This window comes from Streptomyces sp. NPDC001544 (assembly GCF_042894285.1).
Taxonomy (GTDB): Bacteria; Actinomycetota; Actinomycetes; order Streptomycetales; family Streptomycetaceae; genus Streptomyces.
In genome coordinates, this window is record NZ_JBIAVN010000012.1 from 125,613 (window position 1) to 143,816 (window position 18,204).

Here is an 18,204-nt window from a genome sequence, read left to right on the forward strand (position 1 = left end):
GTACCGTCTTGGGTATGAGCCCCACTCCCTCCGCACGCCGCCGGCGCCTCGGCCTGCCGCGGCGGGTCTTCTCCCAGGTGCTGCTGATGCAGGTGGCGATCGCCGCGGGAGTCGCGGTGCTCGCCACCGGGCTGTTCCTGGCACCGCTGAGCAGACAGCTCGACCAGGAGGCGATGCGCCGGGCGCTCGCGATCGCCGAGACCACCGCGCAGGACCCGAAGATCGGCGAGGGCGTCCTGAGCACCCCGCCGAGCGCCGACGGTCCGGTGCAGAAGGAGGCGGAGCGGATCCGCAGGGCCACGCACGCCGAGTACATCGTGGTGCTGGACCGGCACTGGATCCGCTGGTCCCATCCCACCCCCGGCGAGATCGGCCGCCGGGTCTCCACCTCCCCGACGGACGCCTTGAAAGGCAAGGAGGTCATGGAGATCGACAAAGGCACCCTGGGCCGCTCCGCGCGCGGCAAGGTGCCGCTGTACGACTCCCGCCACCGGATCATCGGCGCGGTCTCGGTCGGCATCGAGTACAGCAGTGTGCGAGCCAGTCTGATCGGCGCGATCCCGGGGCTGTTCGCCTACGCGGGCGGCGCCCTCGCGGTCGGCGCGCTGGCCGCCTGGCTGATCTCCCGCCGGGTGCAGCGGCAGACCCGGGACCTGGCCTTCTCCGACATATCCGCCCTGCTGGACGAGCGCGAGGCGATGCTGCACGGCATCCGGGAGGGAGTCGTCGCCCTCGACCGCGCCGGCCGCATCCGCCTGCTCAACGACGAGGCGCGGCGCCTGCTCGGCATCGGTGACGAGGCCTTGGGCCGGTCGCTGGACGAGGCGCTGGGCACGGGCCGCACGACCGACGTGCTGGCCGGCCGGGTCACCGGCACCGACCTGCTCACCGTGCGCGGCCAGCGGGTGCTGGTCGCCAACCGCATGCCCACCGACGACGGCGGCGCGGTGGCCACCCTGCGCGACCGCACCGAGCTGGAGCAACTCGGCCGCGAACTCGACTCCACGCGCGGCCTGATCGACGCATTGCGCGCCCAGGACCACGAGCACGCGAACCGCATGCACACGCTGCTGGGCCTGCTGGAGCTGGAGATGTACGACGACGCGGTGGAGTTCGTCGGAGAGGTCGTCGGCGACCACCGGGTCACCGCGGAGCAGGTCACCGAGAAGATCAAGGATCCGCTGCTGGCCGCCCTGCTGGTCGGCAAGGCGACCGTCGCGGCCGAACGCGGGGTGGCCCTGTGGATCTCGGACCGGACCCGGCTGCCGGACCGGCTGATCGACCCGAGGGGGCTGGTCACGGTCGTGGGCAACCTGGTCGACAACGCGCTCGACGCCCTCGGGGGGACCCCGCACGCGCGCGTGGAGGTCGAGTTGCGCACCGAGGGGCGTACGGCCGTCCTCAGGGTGCGCGACACCGGGCCCGGGATCCCGGCGGAGCAGCGGGAGTTGGTCTTCACCGAGGGGTGGTCGACCAAGAAGCCGCCGGCGCACGGCAAACGCGGCCTCGGGCTCTCCCTGGTGCGCCGGTTCGCCGAGCGGCAGGGCGGGAGCGCCACGGTGAGCGAGGCGGACGGCGGGGGCGCCGAGTTCACCGTCGTACTGCCGGAGGCACTGACCGAGCCGGGTCTGGACGCGGGTCCGGAGCCGGCCCTCACCGCATCCGGCCCCGCCGCCGACGAGGAGGAGGCACGGTGATCGAGGTCCTGGTCGTGGACGACGACGTACGGGTGGCCCGGGTCAACGCCGCCTACGTCGAGAAGGTGCCGGGCTTCCATGTGGCCGCCGAGGCGCACAGCGCGGCTGACGCGCTGCACCGGCTGGAGACGCTGCCGCGGCTCGACCTGGTCCTGATGGACCACTACCTGCCCGACGAGACGGGGCTGGCGGTGGTGCAGGAGATGCGCCGGCGGGGTCACCAGACCGATGTGATCATGGTGACGGCCGCCCGGGACGTGGCGACCGTACAGGCCGCGATGCGGCAGGGCGCACTGCAGTACCTGGTGAAGCCGTTCGCCTTCCCTGGCCTACGGGCGAAGCTCGAGGCCTACGCACGGCTGCGCCGCACCCTCGACGGCGGCGGGGAGGCCGAACAGGCCGAGGTGGACCGCATCTTCGGCGCGCTGTCCGCGCCGTCGGAGCCCGAACTTCCCAAGGGGCACTCCCCCACCACCGCCGAACTGGTGCGGCAGGCCCTGATGAACGCCTCGGGCCCGCTGTCCGCCCAGGAGATCGCCGAGCGTACCGGGGTGAGCCGGCAGACCGCCCAGCGGTATCTGAAGCTGCTGGAGCGCACCGGCCGGGCCAGGCTGACCCTCAAGTACGGCGACGCGGGCCGCCCGGAACACCGTTACGTGTGGGCGACCCGCGCCTGACGGGGTCGGGCGGTCCGTCGGTCCGCCTACTCGGCGGCCTTGGCGGCCTTGTCGACGAACTCGGTCGTGTAGGTCTTGCCCAGGTCCACCTTGGCGTTCTTGATGTTGGGGTTGAACGCCTTGAGGACCTTCTCGACCGTCTCGGGGCCGTCCTTGGGCATCACGCCGTCGTCGGTGAACATCGGGAGGGTGCTCTTGATGGCCTCGGCGTACAGCGTCTTGTTGCCCTGGGAGTAGTCGGCGGGCATCTTGGCCGCGATCTCGGACGCGCTGTGGGTCGACATCCACTTGAGCGTCTTGACGAACGCGTCGGCCAGCTTCTGGACGGTGTCCTTGTGGCTGTTCACCCAGTCCGTCTGCATGTACAGGCTGGACGACGGGTACGGGCCGCCGAGCGCCTTCTGCGAGCCCTCGGGCGTCCGCATGTCGAGGAGGACCTTGCCCGCCTTCTTGTCCAGGATCGTGGCGACGGTGGGATCCGTCGTCATACCGGCGTCGATCGAGCCCTGCTGCAGCGCCGAGATGAAGGTCGGTCCGGCACCGACGGCGATCGGGCTGAAGTCACTGACCTTCACGCCGTTCTTGACGGCGAGGTACTTGGTGAGGAAGTCGGTCGAGGAGCCGAGACCGGTGATGCCGAGCTTCTTGCCCTTGAAGTCCTTGGGTGAGGTGATGTCGCCCGCGTTCTTGGTGGAGACGACCTCCACCTCACCCGGCGCGTGCGAGAACTGCACGACGGACTCCACGCTCTTGCCCTTCGTCTGCAGGTCGAGGGTGTGGTCGTAGAAGCCGACGGCGCCCTGGACCTGGCCGGAGACGAGCGCGGTCTCGGCCTGGACACCGGCGGGCTCGCTCAGCAGCTCGACGTCGAGCCCCTCGGAGTCGAAGTAGCCGAGCCGCTGGGTGAGCATCGCCGGCAGATAGATGACCTTGTCCAGGCCGCCAACCATGATCTTGACCTTCGTGCCCTTGCCGTCGCCCTTGCTGCCGGCGGCGGAGGTGCTGCTGGCGGCGTCGTTGGCGCAGGCGGTGAGCGAGGAGAGGGCGAGCAGGCCGGAGACGGCGAGCGAGGCGTATCTGGCGGTCTTGCGCATGGCGGTTCACGTCCTTGTGAGGGGGCGGTGCGGAGGGAAGGGGGGTGTCTTGGAGCGCTCGGGCTTGGGCCGGTACCGGCCGAGCCGGGCTCAGTGATCGGAGTTCGCCGGCTTCCACCGGAAGATGCGGCGCTCGGCGAAGGTGAGCGCGCCCTCGGCGACGAGTGCGACGGCCGCGAGGATGACCATCGCGGCGTAGACGCCGGCGGCGTTGAAGGTGCCCTGGGACTGGGCGACGAGCATTCCGATGCCCTTGGTGGCGCCGATGAACTCGCCGACGATGGCGCCGATGAGGGCGAAGCCGAAGCTGACGTGCAGGCTGGTGAAGATCCAGGAGGTCGCGGACGGGATGACCACCTGCAGCGTCACCCGGCGATCGCTGGCGCCGAGGATCCGCGCGTTGGCGACCAGGTTGCGGTCGACCTCACGGGCGCCCTGGAAGGCGTTGAAGAACACCGGGAAGAACACCAGCACCACGGCCGAGGCGACCTTGGAGGCGGGACCGAGTCCGAACCAGATCACGAAGATCGGGGCCAGGACGATCCTGGGGATGGAGTTGAGCACCTTCACGTAGGGGCCCAGCACATCGGCGAGAAAGGCGATCCGCCCCAGGGCGATACCGAAGAGCACACCGGCGACGACACCGATGACCCAGCCGAGGAGCGCCTCCTGCAACGTGGCCCAGATCTGCTCGCCCAGGGAGCCCTGTGCCGTTCCGTGCATCACCCAGGTGCTGATCTGGTCCCAGATCTGCGAGGGCATCGAGAAGTTGAACGGGTCGATGACCTTGGCCCGGGAGAGCCCTTCCCACAGACCGAGGACGGCCACCAGGACGAGCACCCGTGCGGCGTTGACGACCAGCTTGCGTCTGCGGGCGGCCTGGGCGCGCGTCTGCGCGCGGCCCGGCACCTTCGCCGTGTCGACGGCAGGCGTGCTGAGGACCTCAGGCGACATTGGCGACACCCCTCTCGCGGGTGATGCGGACCTCTTCGCCGAGCGACTCCCAGATCTCGCGGTAGATCTCGATGAACCGCGGCTCCAGGCGTACCTGCTCGACCTTGCGCGGCCGCGGCAGGTCGATCTCGAAGACCTGCTTGACGGTCGCTGGCCCGGCGGTCATCACGACCACCTTGTCGGCCAGCGCGATGGACTCCTCCAGGTCGTGGGTGACGAAGACGACGGAGGCGCCCGTGCCCTCCCACAGCTCCAGCAGCTCGTCCGACATCAGCGCCCGGGTCTGCACGTCGAGCGCCGAGAACGGCTCGTCCATCAGCAGGATCTCGGGGTCGTTGACGAAGGTGGCGGCGAGGGCGACACGCTTGCGCTGACCGCCGGAGAGCTGGTGGGGGTAGCGGTCCTCGAAGGCGGCGAGGCCGACCCGGGCCAGCCACTCGCGGGCCTTCTGCTTGGCCTCGGCCTTCGGTACGCCACGGAAGCGCGGGCCGGCCATGACGTTGGACAGCACCGTCCGCCAGGGGAAGGTGGCGTCCTGCTGGAAGACGAAGCCGACCTTGTCGCCGACGCCCTTCACCGGCTCACCGGCGACCAGCACATCGCCCTCGGTGGGCTCCTCGAGGCCACTGACCAGGGTCAGCGTGGTGGACTTTCCGCAACCGGTGGGGCCCACGACGGCCACGAACTCACCGCGCCCGACGGTGAGGTCCAGGTCACGGACGGCCGTGTGCAGACCCCCCGACGGGGTCCTGAAGGTCTTGCTCGCACCCCGTAGCTCGATGGCGGGGCTGGTGTCTGCGCTCATGGCCCGGGACGGTAGGTGTGGCCCGGGCCACAGCATCAGTCTTCTGAGCGCAAGCCATTCTTTTGCTCGCAAGAGCCTGTTGTGCTCATTTTGCTCGCGTTACAACTGCGGAGCACGAAACACGGGCTTAACGCTCGCCGGCCTTGAAGGAGAGGCCTGATGATTGACGTCCTGGTCGTGGACGACGACTTCCGTGTCGCCGAGATCAACGCCAAGTACGTGGGAAAGGTTCCCGGCTTCCGGGTGGCCGCCCGCGCGCACTCCGCCGCCCAGGCGCTGGCCGCCGTGGAACGGGGAGCCATCGACCTGGTGCTGCTCGACCACTATCTGCCGGATCAGACGGGTCTCGACCTGGTGCACCGCATGCGGGAGCAGGGGCACGGCACCGACGTCATCATGATCACGGCGGCCGGAGACGTGACGACGGTGCAGAAGGCGATGCGTCTGGGCGCGCTGCACTACCTGGTCAAACCGTTCACCTTCGCCGCGCTGCGCACCCGTCTGGACTCCTACGCCGCGCTGCGCCGCACGGTCGACCGGGTCGGTGGTCACGGCCTGGCCGGCCAGGAACAGGTGGACCGGATCTTCGGCGCACTGCGGACCGCGCCCGCACCGGCCTCCCCCGGGCTGCCCAGTGGCCACTCCGAACCCACCACGGACCTCATCTGCGGCGTCCTGCACCGTGCCGACCACCCGCTCTCCGCACACGAGGTCGCCGCCGAGACCGGCCTGAGCCGCTCCACCGCCCAGCGCTATCTGCGCCACCTGGAACAGGCCGGCCGGCTCCGCCTCTCCCTGAAGTACGGCGACACCGGCCGGCCGGAGCACCGGTACGCGTGGGTGGCGCCGTAAGGGTTCACCGTCCGCCACGGGTGCTCCGCCCTCTCCCGTTCCCGCTCTACACGGCTCCCGCTCCGGTCAACGACCGCACCTCGGTCTCGGCGTACTTGGCCTCGTCCGGGACCTCGTCCGAGGTGACCGTGCCCAGCCACCCGGCGAGGAAGCCGAGCGGGATGGAGACGATGCCCGGGTTCTGCAGCGGGAAGTACTGGAAGTCGACGTCCGGGAACAGCGAGCCCGGACTGCCCGACAGCACCGGCGACAGCGCGACCAGTACCAGCGCCGGCACCAGCCCGCCGTACACGGCCCACACCGCGCCGCGTGTGGTGAAGCCGCGCCAGAACAGCGAGTAGAGCAGCACCGGCAGGTTCGCCGACGCGGCCACGGCGAAGGCGAGGCCCACCAGGAAGGCGACGTTGAGGTCGCGGGCCAGCAGACCGAGCGCGATCGCGACCACGCCGATCCCGACCGCCGCGACCCGTGCCACGGCCACCTCGCTGCGCGGTTCGCCGCGTCCGCGCCGCAGGGTCGCGTACAGGTCGTGCGCCACGGAAGCCGACGAGGCGAGGGTGATGCCGGCGACCACCGCGAGGATCGTGGCGAAGGCGACGGCCGCCACCACCGCGAAGAGGACCGTTCCCGCCGTGGAGTCCGGGCCTCCGCCGAGGTCGAGGGCGAGCAACGGCACCGCCGTGTTCCCGGCCGCGTTGGAACTGCGCAGCTCCGCCGGCCCGACGATCGCGGCCGCGCCGAACCCGAGCACGATCGTCATCAGGTAGAAGCCGCCGATCAGCCCGATCGCCCAGACCGTCGAACGGCGCGCGGCCCGCGCGGTCGGCACCGTGTAGAAGCGCGCCAGGATGTGCGGCAGACCCGCCGTGCCCAGGACCAGTGCGAGGCCCAGGCTGATGAAGTCCAGGCGCGCGGTCCAGTCCCCGCCGTACTTCAGGCCCGGCGCCAGGAAGGCCCGCCCGTGGCCGCTGCGTTCGGCGGCCACGACCAGCAGCCGGTCGAAGTCACCGTGGAACCGCACAAGGACCAGCACGGTGAGCGCCACGGTGCCGCCGAGCATCAGGACCGCCTTCACGATCTGGATCCACGTGGTGGCCCGCATCCCCCCCAGCGACACATAGATCACCATCAGCGCACCGACACCGACGACGGTCCAGGCCTGCGCCGCCGCACCGGTCCGACCGAGCAGCAGCGCCACCAGGCTGCCCGCACCCACCATCTGTGCCACCAGATACAGAACGGACACGGTGACCGAGGAGGTTCCCGCGGCGATCCGGACCGGCCGCTCGCTCATCCGGGCGGCGATCACGTCGGCCAGGGTGAACCGGCCGCAGTTGCGCACCAGTTCCGCGACCAGGAACAGCACGACCAGCCAGGCGACCAGGAAGCCGACCCCGTAGAGCAGACCGTCGTAGCCGAACAGCGCGATCAGCCCGGCCACGCCCAGGAACGAGGCGGCCGAGAGATAGTCACCCGCGATGGCAAAACCATTCTCCATGGGCGAGAAAAGTCGCCCTCCGACATAGAACTCCTCGGCGGAGCCTCGCCGGTGGCGCCCCACCCATGTCGTGATCACCAGGGTGACGACCACGAACGCGATGAACAGCCCGAAGGCCAGCGTCTGGTGCCGATTCGTCACAGCGCACCGCCCCTGCTGCCACGCGTCAGTTCCTGGGTGTCCCAGCGCAGGTCCAGCGCCGCCCGGTCCCTGCGCAGGCGCGCGTGCCGGGAGTAGGCCCAGGTGAACAGGAAGGTCGTGAGGAACTGCCCGAGCCCGGCGAGCATCGCCACGTTCACCGCGCCCACCACGGGCCTGGCCATCAGACCGGGCGCGGCCGTCGCCGTCACGACGTACCCCACGTACCAGCTGAGGAAGAGGACGACCCCGGGCAGCACGAACCGCCGGTACCGGCCGCGCACCTCCTGGAAAGCCGCACTCCGTTGCACCTCCAGATACACCTCACGGGCGCGGACTTCCGGCCCCTCCTGCTCGGCGCGGGCCCCCGGCACGGCGGCCGGGGTGGGCGCGCCCGTACCGTCCAGCTCACCCCACCCGGAGGCGAGCGCGTCGTACCAGGGGTCCTCGTACCCCGCGTGGCGGGGGGCCGTGCCGTGACCGTCGTGGTTCTCGGCCGCCCTGTCCGGACCGCCCATGTCTGGGCGGTAACGACCGTTGTTTGGCTGCATGCCCAAGGATGGACAGATCGGGCTGATCCCTGACTGTTCTTCGCCAGGCTCTTCACCCCATCAGGTGACTCAACCCGCTGGTGGCCGTGCCAGTCCCTTCGCGTACGCGTAACGCACGGCCTGCGCACGGTCCTTGAGCCCCGCCTTGGCGAAGAGGTTGTTGATGTGGGTCTTCACTGTCGCGGTCGAGACATGCAGTTTGCGCGCGATCTCCTGGTTGCTGAGCCCCTCGGCGATCAGGACCAGCACCTCGGTCTCCCGGGCGGTCAATCCGTCCGGGGCCTCCTCGGGTGCCGAGGGCGGCTCGGGCTGCGACAGCCGTTCCAGCAGCCGTCGTTGCACCCGCGGTGAGAGCCCCGCGTGTCCCGACAGCACACTCTCCACGGCCCGGACGATCTCGTCGCCGCCCGCGTCCTTGGTGAGGTATCCGCGTGCTCCCGCTCTGAGCGCCGGGAAGAGCGATTCGTCGTCGGCGAAGGTGGTGAGCACCACGACCTGGGTCCCGGGGTGCTCCGCCCGGATCCGCCGGGTCGCCTCCACGCCGTCGCAGCGGGGCATCCGCAGGTCCATCAGGACGACGTCCGGCGCGAGTTCCGCGACCAGGCGCACGGCCTCCTCCCCGTCTCCCGCGGCCCCGACGACCTCGATGCCCGGCAGCAGCCCGAGCAGCATCACGATGCCCTCACGGACCACGGTCTGGTCGTCCACGACGATCACCCGCGCCGGCACCTTCCCGGCCTCCTCCGTCATACGGGTACCTTCAGCGTCACCACGAACCCCTCCTCGTCCGGCCCCGCCGCCAGTGAACCGCCCAGCAGTTCGGCACGCTCCCGCATGCCCAGCAGACCGTATCCCTGGCCCGCGCCGGTCAGTTCCCCCGGCTTACCACCCGAGTCCCTGACGTCCAGGGTCACTTCGTGCTCGCCGTACTCCAGCCGGATCCGGACCTTGGCCCCGTGGGCGTGCTTGCGCACGTTCGTCAGCGCCTCCTGCGCGACCCTGCGCACGGCCTGGGACGCCTCCGCGGGCAGTGGTCTGCGATCACCCGTGACGGTGACCTCCGCGCCGGCCGCCGCGCTGACGAGCTCGGCCAGGAAGTCCTCCAGCGGGGTCAGCTCACCGCGCAGTGCGGACAGTGCCTGCCGGGTCTCGGCCAGACCGTCACGGGCCATGCCCCGCGCCGCCACCACCCGCTCGAGGATCTGCTCCCGGTCCGCTCCCCGCTCTATCAGCAGCCGGGCGGCCTCCAGATGCACGAGCTGGGCGGAGAGACTGTGAGCCAGGACGTCGTGGATCTCCCGCGCGATCCTGGCCCGCTCCGCCAGTGCCGCGGACTCCGCCTCCGCGGACCGGGCGGCCCGCTCCTGGGCGAGCAGCCGCTGGGCGTTGCCTCGGGCCTCTGCGTCGAGCCTGAGGACGTATCCGGCGAGGCCCATGCCCGTGACCGTGGCCGCGGTGGTCAGCCAGACGTCGTTGTTGACGGCGGAGAAGGCGGTGAGGGCGAGAGCGGAGACGGGCAGAGCCGCTCCGAGCGGCATCCGCTCCAGCGCGCTGACAGCGCAGCCGCACCATATGACGAGGGCCGACTCACGGAACCCGGTCGCCTGAGCCACGGTCGCCAGCCCCAGCAGAAGCGTGACGACCATCATCGACGTCAGCAGGCGGTGCTGGTAGGTGGCGCGGAAGAAAGCCCAGGAGAGTGCTCCGGCCAGGGTGATGCCACCCATCGCCGCGACTGTCGCCCACCCGCGCACGTGACGGTCGTCGAAGGCTCCCCACAGCAACAGGGCGAGGACGAGGAGCCGGATGACCCAGGCGAGCATGCGTCTCGGTCCGGAGACTCCTTCCCGGCCGAGCGCCTCGCGGGAGGGCCAGCGTGTCCAGGCGTTGTCCGTCACACACGCTCCTTCCACGCAGGCCGCGGCATGGCGTCACCGTACGCCGGGGCCGTGCCGGTCACCGACGGGAGGGACTGAGCACGCCGGATCAGGATGGCGGAGCGCACCAGCAGGGTGCCCGCGAGGGCGAGGAGCAGAGCGGAGCTGTCCTGGTGGACGCCCAGCAGCGCCCCGAGCCCGAAGAGCCCCGCGCGCAGGGCGACACCGAGGACCCAGACGGCCACGCTCGCCTTGCTGCTCCTGCTCCACACGACCCCGTCCGGCTCCTGCCACACGCGACTGGTCCAAGCCCAGCCGGCACCGGTGGCCAGGCCTATGAGCAGTTCGACGGCGAGCAGCAGGACGGATGCCCCGCGGTGGTGGGCATCGACCATCCCGGGCTCGCGCAGAGCCACTGCCGCGAGGACGACGGGCACGAGCCACCACCGCCGGTCGCTGTCGATCGCCTGGGCACGGCACTGGCGCACGATCACCAGCGCGGCAACGGCCACGATCACCAATGCGTTGACGAGCCCGGGCATCACAGCCTCCGTGAGCGGAAGGGAGAGCCGGCAGCGAGCGCTGCCGACGCCTTCGACACTACGGAAATGCGCAGGTCAGCAGATCGGAGCCGGGGTGGATCGAGGGTGGATCCGCCACACCGCGTCGCCTCCACCCCGGGGTGGACAAGCCGACCGCCCGCCGTGCCACGCCGCGACCACACCGCCGTCACGCCGGCCGCACCGCACCGGCTCGGGGGCCGCCACTGCCCAGCCCGGCCCGGCCGCATGAGGCGCCGAGGGCCCTCACGGCGCCCCCGTTCAACCCGTCCGGGCGGGATGCGGATGCCCTGCCCGCCCGGCCGAAGCCGAGCGGGCAGCCGTGCGCGGCGCCTACGTGTCGATCCGCGACCGGTCCAGCGTCGCGGCCGAGCTGGAGATGAACTCCTTTCGGGGGGCGACCTCGTTGCCCATCAGCAGATCGAAGACCCCCTCGGCGGCCTCGAGGTCCGAGAGGTTGATGCGGCGCAGCGTGCGGTGGCGGGGGTCCATCGTCGTCTCGGCGAGCTGGTCGGCGTCCATCTCGCCCAGACCCTTGTAGCGCTGGATGGAGTCCTTGTACCGGACACCCTTGCTCTGCAGGTCCATGAGCGTGTCGCGCAACTCGCGGTCCGAGTACGTGTACACGTACTTGTCCTGGCCCTTCTTCGGCTGGACGAGTTCGATGCGGTGCAGCGGCGGCACGGCGGCGAACACCCGGCCGGCCTCGACCATCGGCCTCATGTAGCGCTGGAAGAGCGTCAGGAGCAGGCAGCGGATGTGGGAACCGTCCACGTCGGCGTCGGTCATCATGATGATCTTGCCGTAGCGAGCCGCGTCGAGGTCGAACGTCCGGCCCGACCCCGCCCCTATGACCTGGATGATCGCGCCGCACTCGGCGTTCTTCAGCATGTCGGTCACGGACGACTTCTGCACGTTGAGGATCTTGCCCCGGATCGGCAGCAGCGCCTGGAACTCGGAGTTCCGGGCGAGCTTCGCCGTACCGAGCGCGGAGTCGCCCTCGACGATGAACAGCTCGCTGCGGTCCACGTCGTCGCTGCGGCAGTCGGCGAGCTTCGCGGGCAGCGAAGAGGACTCCAGGGCCGTCTTCCGGCGCTGGGCGTCCTTGTGCTGGCGGGCCGCGATGCGCGTACGGGCGGCGGCGACCGCCTTCTCCAGGACCACCCGGGCCTGGGCGGCGGCGTCGCGCTTGGTGGAGGTCAGGAACGCCTTGAGTTCCTTGGTGACCACGTTGTTCACGATGCGACGGGCCGCCGAGGTACCGAGGACTTCCTTGGTCTGGCCCTCGAACTGCGGCTCGGCCAGGCGCACGGTGACGACCGCGGTGAGGCCCTCGAGGGCGTCGTCCTTGACGATGTCGTCCTCGGCGACGCGCAGCAGCTTCTTGGCGCGCAGCACCTCGTTCATCGTCTTGGTGACGGCCTGCTCGAAGCCGGCGACGTGGGTGCCGCCCTTGGGGGTGGCGATGATGTTGACGAACGACCTGAGCGTCGTGTCGTAGCCGGTGCCCCAGCGCAGCGCCACATCCACACCGAGTTCCCTGGTGACCTCGGTGGGGGTCATCTGGCCGTGGTCGTCCAGGACCGGGACGGTCTCCTTGAAGGTGCCCTGGCCGGTGAGGCGGAGGACGTCGCACACCGGCTTGTCGGTGGCCAGGTACTCGCAGAACTCGCTGATGCCGCCGTCGAAGCGGAACGACTCCTCGCCCTTGCTGCCCCCCTCGCCCAGTCCGTACTCGTCGCGGACGACGATGGTCAGGCCGGGCACCAGGAACGCGGTCTGGCGGGCGCGCTGGTGCAGCGTCTCCAGGGCGAGCTTCGCGTCCTTGAGGAAGATCTGCCGGTCGGCCCAGTACCGCACGCGCGTGCCGGTGCGGGTCCTGGGGATCTTCCTGGCCTTGCGCAGACCGCTCTTGGCCTCGAACTTGGCGTCCGCGCCGTTGCCCGCGAAGGCACCCGGAACACCGCGCCGGAAGCTGATCGCGTGGGTGTGACCGGCGCGGTCGACCTCGACGTCCAGGCGGGCGGAGAGCGCGTTCACCACGGAGGCGCCGACGCCGTGCAGACCGCCGGAGGCCGCGTACGAGCCCCCGCCGAACTTGCCGCCCGCGTGCAGCTTGGTCATGACGACCTCGACGCCCGAGAGGCCCGTCTTGGGCTCGACGTCCACGGGGATGCCGCGTCCGTTGTCCCGGACCTCCACCGAGCCGTCGTCGTGGAGGATCACCTCGATGTGGTCGCAGTAACCACCGAGGGCTTCGTCCACGGAGTTGTCGATGATCTCCCACAGGCAGTGCATCAGGCCTCGACTGTCGGTCGAGCCGATGTACATACCGGGGCGTTTGCGCACGGCTTCGAGGCCCTCAAGGACGAGCAAGTGCCGCGCGGTGTAGTTGGAGCCGTCCCGGTCTGCTCCTGCGAGCAGTGCTGTGGACGGCACGGACGTCTCGGCGGTCACGCGGTTCGCTCCTCGCTGAATTTCAGTTGGGCCCGGTGTAGGTAGGGGCCCGGCTTCGGTCGCCGCTCCGAGGGTACCGAGGCCTGGTAGAGCCGTTGTACCGCCACCCTCGTCGGGAACTCAGCCTAGTCCAGACTCGCATACCTGTTCGATCCCTCGTTGGAGTGAAGTACACATCACGTTCCCTTCGAGGCATGAACCATTTAGGCTCCGGGCACGTCCTCATGAACAACCGGCAAGCCAGCCGGGTGGACGAAAACCCTAAGACCGAACACTGACAGCGCGAACCCGTAAGCACCTAAGACACGCAATACGGCACATTCGCCGCCAACCGGCAGCAGACAGCCGCCCCGGGAAAGATTTCTTCGAGGAATAGCCACGAGCGGGAACGTTTTCGGGCTGGTTGGATGTTGACCCTGGTACGACAGCTCGTCGAGCTAGAGAAGAGGCGACGTGACTACTGTTCTGACCCCCGCGAGCCCGCTGACGGCCGCCGATCGCTGCGACCGCTGCGGCGCCCAGGCATACCTGCGCGTCGTGCTGCTCAGCGGCGGAGAACTGCTCTTCTGCGCCCACCACGGCCGCAAGTTCGAGCCGGAACTCAAGAAGATCGCCGCTGAGATACAGGACGAGACGGAGCGGCTGACGTCCGTTCCCGCGAACGCGTCCGAAGAAGAGCGCTGACATCTCGCACAGACGACGAGCCAGCCCCGGCACAGGCCGGTGAACGGGCGGCCGCTCCTGCTGACAGGAGCGGCCGCTCGCGTTGGTACACCCGTCGGCCGGGCTCGCCGTCGCGGCACTAGGGCCTGTCCGGCGGATCAGGTCGCAGGGTACGGGCGGTGCCTCATCGGCGCTGGTGAGCGGGGCTTGGTGCGTCTGGCTGCAAGGCGGAGGAGGGCGTCGACGCGGAGCGTCGGCAACCGACGACAACGCCGGTGGGGGCACCGCCCGCTCGAGCGAAGCCGAGAGTGGGGGAGGGCGTGCCAAGCCCCGCGTCTGCGGCATGATCCGCCGGACAGGCCCTAGGGGCCCCCAAGGGCGCTCAGGCGCCTGTGTGGGGCGCCCGCAGACCGCCCGCCTTGTTCCCCGGCCCAAGCGTCCGCACGATGTCTGACACCCGCGTGTAGACGCCCGGGCTGCCCGGCCGTCCGCAGCCGTTCCCCCACGACACCAGTCCGATCAGCCGCCCCTCGACCACCAGAGGGCCTCCGCTGTCGCCCTGACAGGCGTCGGGGCCGCCCTCGGCCTCACCGGCGCACAGCATGGTGTCGGACCGGTACGTGCCGTCCAGCCCGCCGGGATAGGCCTGGGCGCACAGGGCGTCGGGCAGCACGCGCACCTGTGCGGCGTGCAGGTGCCGGGCGTAGTCGCCTGCACCGGTCGTATCGCCCCACCCGAAGACCATGGCCTTGGTCCGCGGCTCGTACGCCGGGTCGCCGGCGGCCGCCATCGCGACGACCGAGCTCCGCGGCAGCGGCTCGGCCAGGCTGACCACGGCGAAGTCGCCGGCGTTGCTGACCTCGTCGTAGCCGGGATTGACCCATACCCCGCGAACGGCGATCTCCTCGCCGCCGCCGGCCAGCAGGTCCGTTCGACCGGCGATGACCTTGAGGTCCCGCATCTTGTCGGGTGGCGCCCCCAGGACGTCCTCGGTCAGGCAGTGGGCCGCGGTCAGCACCGTGGTCCTGCCGACCACGGCCCCGCCGCAGAACTGCCCCGCTCGCGTACCTCCGAACCGGTCACGGCTGGACAACGCCACCGTCCACGGGCTCGCGGACACGTCGACGGGAAATCCCCCCACGACAACGCTGTCGGCGGCCGTGGGCATCGCTCCGGCCAAGGGTATGGCGGCCGAGAGGGCCGCGAGGAACAGTGGCCGGACCAACGCCCGGGCACAGGGTCGAGGCATGAACGCTCCTCACTCCAGGTTCCGATCGAGAAACCCAGAGTCATCCAGAGCGTCCTGACGCGCAGCACGAAGGCCCGGCCTCCCCTTGCGGAGAGGCCGGGCCTTCGACGTGCTCCTACCGGTGTCCGAGCGGCGTGCGACCTAGTCGAGGTAGTCGCGCAGCACCTGCGAACGCGACGGGTGACGCAGCTTCGACATGGTCTTGGACTCGATCTGGCGGATGCGCTCACGCGTCACGCCGTACACCTTGCCGATCTCGTCGAGGGTCTTCGGTTGTCCGTCGGTGAGACCGAAGCGCATGGAGACGACGCCGGCCTCGCGCTCGGACAGGGTGTCGAGCACGGAGTGCAGCTGCTCCTGCAGGAGCGTGAAGCTGACCGCGTCGGCGGGGACGACGGCCTCGGAGTCCTCGATGAGGTCACCGAACTCGCTGTCGCCGTCCTCGCCCAGCGGGGTGTGCAGCGAAATAGGCTCGCGGCCGTACTTCTGGACCTCGATGACCTTCTCCGGGGTCATGTCGAGCTCCTTGGCCAGCTCCTCCGGAGTGGGCTCGCGGCCCAGGTCCTGGAGCATCTGGCGCTGCACGCGCGCGAGCTTGTTGATGACCTCGACCATGTGCACCGGGATACGGATGGTGCGAGCCTGGTCGGCCATGGCACGGGTGATCGCCTGACGGATCCACCAGGTGGCGTACGTGGAGAACTTGTAGCCCTTGGTGTAGTCGAACTTCTCGACGGCACGGATCAGACCGAGGTTGCCCTCCTGGATGAGGTCCAGGAAGAGCATGCCGCGGCCCGTGTAGCGCTTGGCCAGGGAGACCACCAGACGGAGGTTGGCCTCCAGGAGGTGGTTCTTGGCGCGCCGGCCGTCCTCGGCGATGATCTCGAGCTCGCGCTTGAGCTTCGGCGCCAGCTTGTCGGCGTTGGCGAGCTTGTCCTCGGCGAAGAGGCCCGCCTCGATGCGCTTGGCCAGCTCGACCTCCTGCTCGGCGTTGAGCAGGGGGACCTTGCCGATCTGCTTGAGGTAGTCCTTGACCGGGTCGGCGGTGGCGCCCGCCGCGGCGACCTGCTGCGCGGGAGCGTCGTCCTCGTCCTCGTCGGACAGCACGAAGCCCGCGCTCTCGGCGCCCTCGGGCTCATCGGCGACCTTGGTGTCCTCGAGCACCTCTTCCTCGAGGAGCTCGGCGTCGTCCTTCTTGGCGGTCGTCTTCTTGGCCGCCGTCTTCTTGGCGGCGACGGTCTTCTTCGCGGCGGCCGCCTTCTTGGCGGTCGCCTTCTTGGCTGCGACCTTCTTGGCGGGTGCGGCTTCCTCGGCGGGATCGGCGACGGCGGGGTCGGCGGACACGGCCGGAGCGGCCGTGGTGGCGGTGGCCTTCCTGGTGGTCACCGTCTTCGCCGCGACCGTCTTGGTGGCGGTGCGCTTGGCCGGGCTCTTCGCTGCGACGCTCTTCCGGGTCCGCTTCGGTTCCGCGGCACTGACCATCAGCGTCACACCCTCTTCCTCGAGGATCTGGTTGAGGCTGCGCAGTACGTTCTTCCACTGAGTGGCCGGGATCTGGTCAGCTTCGAAGGCCCGACGCACATCGTCGCCGGCGATCTGCCCCTCAGCCTTTCCCCGCTCAATGAGCGCCATGACAGAGACGGACTCGGCGATCTCCGGCGGGAGCGTACGGGATGTGCTGGCCGACACGAACAACCTCTCGGAACGTTGGAAAACGGCTTCCGGCCCCGTCCACGACGGACAGGAGCCGACCGCCGGCTTGGGGATGGGCCGACGGCGCGGGCGGGGGCCGGGAAGATGCACAGCGCCTTGAACGGCGTCCGTATTCCTTCCGCGGCTGTCACCTCTTAGGTCATCGCGTTGTTCCCGCAAGCGTTACGCCCAATCTGCGTGGCCCGAGTCACACCCCGTAAGCAGTCAAAAATGGTCAGACATGGACAGAAGACGCCTTGGATGATCTCTCCACCCACCCCGCCGGACACGCCGGGTTCCCTGAGGACCCGGCGAGCCCGGCGGCAGACGGTTCCCGGGCCCGGCGACGCCACGAGAACGCGGCACACCCCGGCCCCACCGCCCGAGGCCCGGGTCAGTGCTCGCGCGGGGCGGGCACCACGCGCTCGACCTCGGGATGGGCGGTGAGCAGTTGACGCATGGCCGCCTCGGCCGCCGCGCCGTCCCCGGTGCCGAGCGCGTCGACGATCCGGGCGTGCTGGGCCAGAGACGCGTCGTTCGGCCGTTCACAGCCGGTGACCGGCCCCCCGGAGACCTGCAGGGCCGCCGACACGATGCCGGAGAGGTGCTCCAGCATGCGGTTGCCCGCGATCTGGATGAGCAGCGTGTGGAACTCGGCGTCGGCCCGCGAGAAGGTGAGCGCGTCACCCTGCGCCATGGCGTGGCTCATGATCTGGACCATGTCGGAGAGGCGCTGCTGGACGTCCTCGCGGCCGTGCCCGGCGGCGAGGCGCGCCGCGAGCGGTTCGATCGTCCAGCGCAGCTCGCTCAGCTCGCGCCGCTGGTCGTCGCGCTGCGGCCCGAAGGCCCGCCACTCGATGATGTCCGGGTCGAGGAGGTTCCAGTCGCTGACGGGGCGCACCCGCGTGCCGACGTTCGGGCGGGCGCTGACCAGCCCCTTGGCCTCCAGCACGCGGAGGGACTCACGGACGACGGTGCGGGAGACCTCGAAGCGCTGGCCGATCTCCTCCGGCACCAGCGGGCGGTCCGCGCCCAGGTCCCCCGAGACGATCATCTGACCCAGCTGTTGCACGAGCTGGCCGTGCAGACCGCGGCCGCGGCTGCCCGCGGCGCGTCGGCCCACACGACCCAGTTCGTGGTCCGCGCCGTCCCAGACGGGCGCTCCGACGCGGTCGGGCGCGGGCGCCTCGGCGTAGGGGTAGCGGTCGAGTTCGCCCGGGCCGGACAGACCGGAGTCGGTGGAGCGGGCGGCGGTCATCATGGTGTGCGCAAGGGTACTCACGGATCCTTTGTCGGCGTCGTCTCCAACTCCCTTGAGGTCTTTGGTGAAAAGCACACGAAAGGGTGATCGCTCACGCCGTCGCAATTGACGCCTTATCGGAAAGAAATGGGCTTTCTGTGGGGAGTTGTGCGCATGGCGGGTTCGGAAGTGCACGGACA

16 protein-coding genes are annotated in these 18,204 nt (G+C 70.1%); 4 read left to right on the top strand and 12 right to left on the bottom strand.

Translation table 11 applies throughout. From position 1 onward, the window contains the following. The first annotated feature begins 14 nt into the window (after positions 1-14). Together ACFY0F_RS27405 and ACFY0F_RS27410 are read left to right on the top strand one after the other, a co-directional pair. Complete coding sequence (locus tag ACFY0F_RS27405; protein ID WP_388799595.1) at positions 15-1,697, top strand: ATP-binding protein; 1,683 nt, start codon at positions 15-17, stop codon at positions 1,695-1,697. Continuing rightward, entirely contained in the window at positions 1,694-2,374 is a 681-nt protein-coding gene (locus ACFY0F_RS27410; RefSeq protein ID WP_388799597.1) for a response regulator, read from the top strand. The genes ACFY0F_RS27405 and ACFY0F_RS27410 overlap by 4 nt, the downstream gene beginning before the upstream one ends. A gap of 26 nt (positions 2,375-2,400) precedes the next feature. On the opposite strand, the gene ACFY0F_RS27415 is transcribed toward ACFY0F_RS27410, so the two are convergent. The 3 genes from ACFY0F_RS27415 to ACFY0F_RS27425 all read right to left on the bottom strand — a co-directional run bounded on the left by ACFY0F_RS27415 (position 2,401) and on the right by ACFY0F_RS27425 (position 5,227). Further along, entirely contained in the window at positions 2,401-3,468 is a 1,068-nt protein-coding gene (locus ACFY0F_RS27415; RefSeq protein WP_388799599.1) for an ABC transporter substrate-binding protein, read from the bottom strand. A 90-nt stretch (positions 3,469-3,558) separates the two neighbouring features. After that, entirely contained in the window at positions 3,559-4,422 is an 864-nt protein-coding gene (locus ACFY0F_RS27420; protein ID WP_388799601.1) for an ABC transporter permease, read from the bottom strand. Further along, the gene (locus ACFY0F_RS27425) at positions 4,412-5,227 is read right to left on the bottom strand and encodes an ABC transporter ATP-binding protein (RefSeq protein WP_388799603.1); all 816 of its coding nucleotides are present in this window, start codon (positions 5,225-5,227) and stop codon (positions 4,412-4,414) included. The genes ACFY0F_RS27420 and ACFY0F_RS27425 overlap by 11 nt, the downstream gene beginning before the upstream one ends. A gap of 159 nt (positions 5,228-5,386) precedes the next feature. Between ACFY0F_RS27425 and ACFY0F_RS27430 the strand changes: the two genes are divergently transcribed. After that, complete coding sequence (locus ACFY0F_RS27430; protein ID WP_388799606.1) at positions 5,387-6,079, top strand: response regulator; 693 nt, start codon at positions 5,387-5,389, stop codon at positions 6,077-6,079. Between the two features lie 46 nt (positions 6,080-6,125). Here the strand turns inward: ACFY0F_RS27430 and ACFY0F_RS27435 are convergent, their stop codons facing one another. The 6 genes from ACFY0F_RS27435 to ACFY0F_RS27460 all read right to left on the bottom strand — a co-directional run bounded on the left by ACFY0F_RS27435 (position 6,126) and on the right by ACFY0F_RS27460 (position 13,160). Continuing rightward, a complete protein-coding gene (locus ACFY0F_RS27435) occupies positions 6,126-7,718 on the bottom strand; it encodes a cation acetate symporter (protein WP_388799609.1) in 1,593 nt (530 codons plus the stop codon). Next, complete coding sequence (locus ACFY0F_RS27440) at positions 7,715-8,266, bottom strand: DUF485 domain-containing protein (protein WP_388799612.1); 552 nt, start codon at positions 8,264-8,266, stop codon at positions 7,715-7,717. The genes ACFY0F_RS27435 and ACFY0F_RS27440 overlap by 4 nt, the downstream gene beginning before the upstream one ends. A 69-nt stretch (positions 8,267-8,335) precedes the next feature. Further along, positions 8,336-9,016, bottom strand: a complete 681-nt coding sequence (locus ACFY0F_RS27445; protein WP_388799615.1) for a response regulator — start codon at positions 9,014-9,016, stop codon at positions 8,336-8,338. Next, the gene (locus tag ACFY0F_RS27450; protein ID WP_388799617.1) at positions 9,013-10,164 is read right to left on the bottom strand and encodes a sensor histidine kinase; all 1,152 of its coding nucleotides are present in this window, start codon (positions 10,162-10,164) and stop codon (positions 9,013-9,015) included. The genes ACFY0F_RS27445 and ACFY0F_RS27450 overlap by 4 nt, the downstream gene beginning before the upstream one ends. After that, positions 10,161-10,685, bottom strand: coding sequence for a DUF1453 domain-containing protein (locus tag ACFY0F_RS27455; RefSeq protein ID WP_388799620.1), 525 nt, complete (start codon positions 10,683-10,685; stop codon positions 10,161-10,163). Before ACFY0F_RS27455 ends, ACFY0F_RS27450 begins: the two co-directional genes overlap by 4 nt. Before the next feature lie 351 nt (positions 10,686-11,036). Beyond that, the gene (locus ACFY0F_RS27460) at positions 11,037-13,160 is read right to left on the bottom strand and encodes a type IIA DNA topoisomerase subunit B (RefSeq protein WP_388799623.1); all 2,124 of its coding nucleotides are present in this window, start codon (positions 13,158-13,160) and stop codon (positions 11,037-11,039) included. A gap of 453 nt (positions 13,161-13,613) precedes the next feature. Between ACFY0F_RS27460 and ACFY0F_RS27465 the strand changes: the two genes are divergently transcribed. Continuing rightward, a complete protein-coding gene (locus ACFY0F_RS27465; protein ID WP_141357618.1) occupies positions 13,614-13,844 on the top strand; it encodes a hypothetical protein in 231 nt (76 codons plus the stop codon). Positions 13,845-14,205: 361 nt separating this feature from the next. Here the strand turns inward: ACFY0F_RS27465 and ACFY0F_RS27470 are convergent, their stop codons facing one another. From ACFY0F_RS27470 to ACFY0F_RS27480, 3 genes are all read right to left on the bottom strand, one after another. Next, positions 14,206-15,072, bottom strand: a complete 867-nt coding sequence (locus tag ACFY0F_RS27470; protein WP_388799626.1) for a S1 family peptidase — start codon at positions 15,070-15,072, stop codon at positions 14,206-14,208. A 141-nt stretch (positions 15,073-15,213) separates the two neighbouring features. Next, positions 15,214-16,761, bottom strand: coding sequence for an RNA polymerase sigma factor (locus ACFY0F_RS27475; protein WP_388799629.1), 1,548 nt, complete (start codon positions 16,759-16,761; stop codon positions 15,214-15,216). 397 nt (positions 16,762-17,158) lie between these two features. Beyond that, entirely contained in the window at positions 17,159-18,046 is an 888-nt protein-coding gene (locus tag ACFY0F_RS27480; protein WP_388799632.1) for a FadR/GntR family transcriptional regulator, read from the bottom strand. Positions 18,047-18,204: the final 158 nt, after the last annotated feature.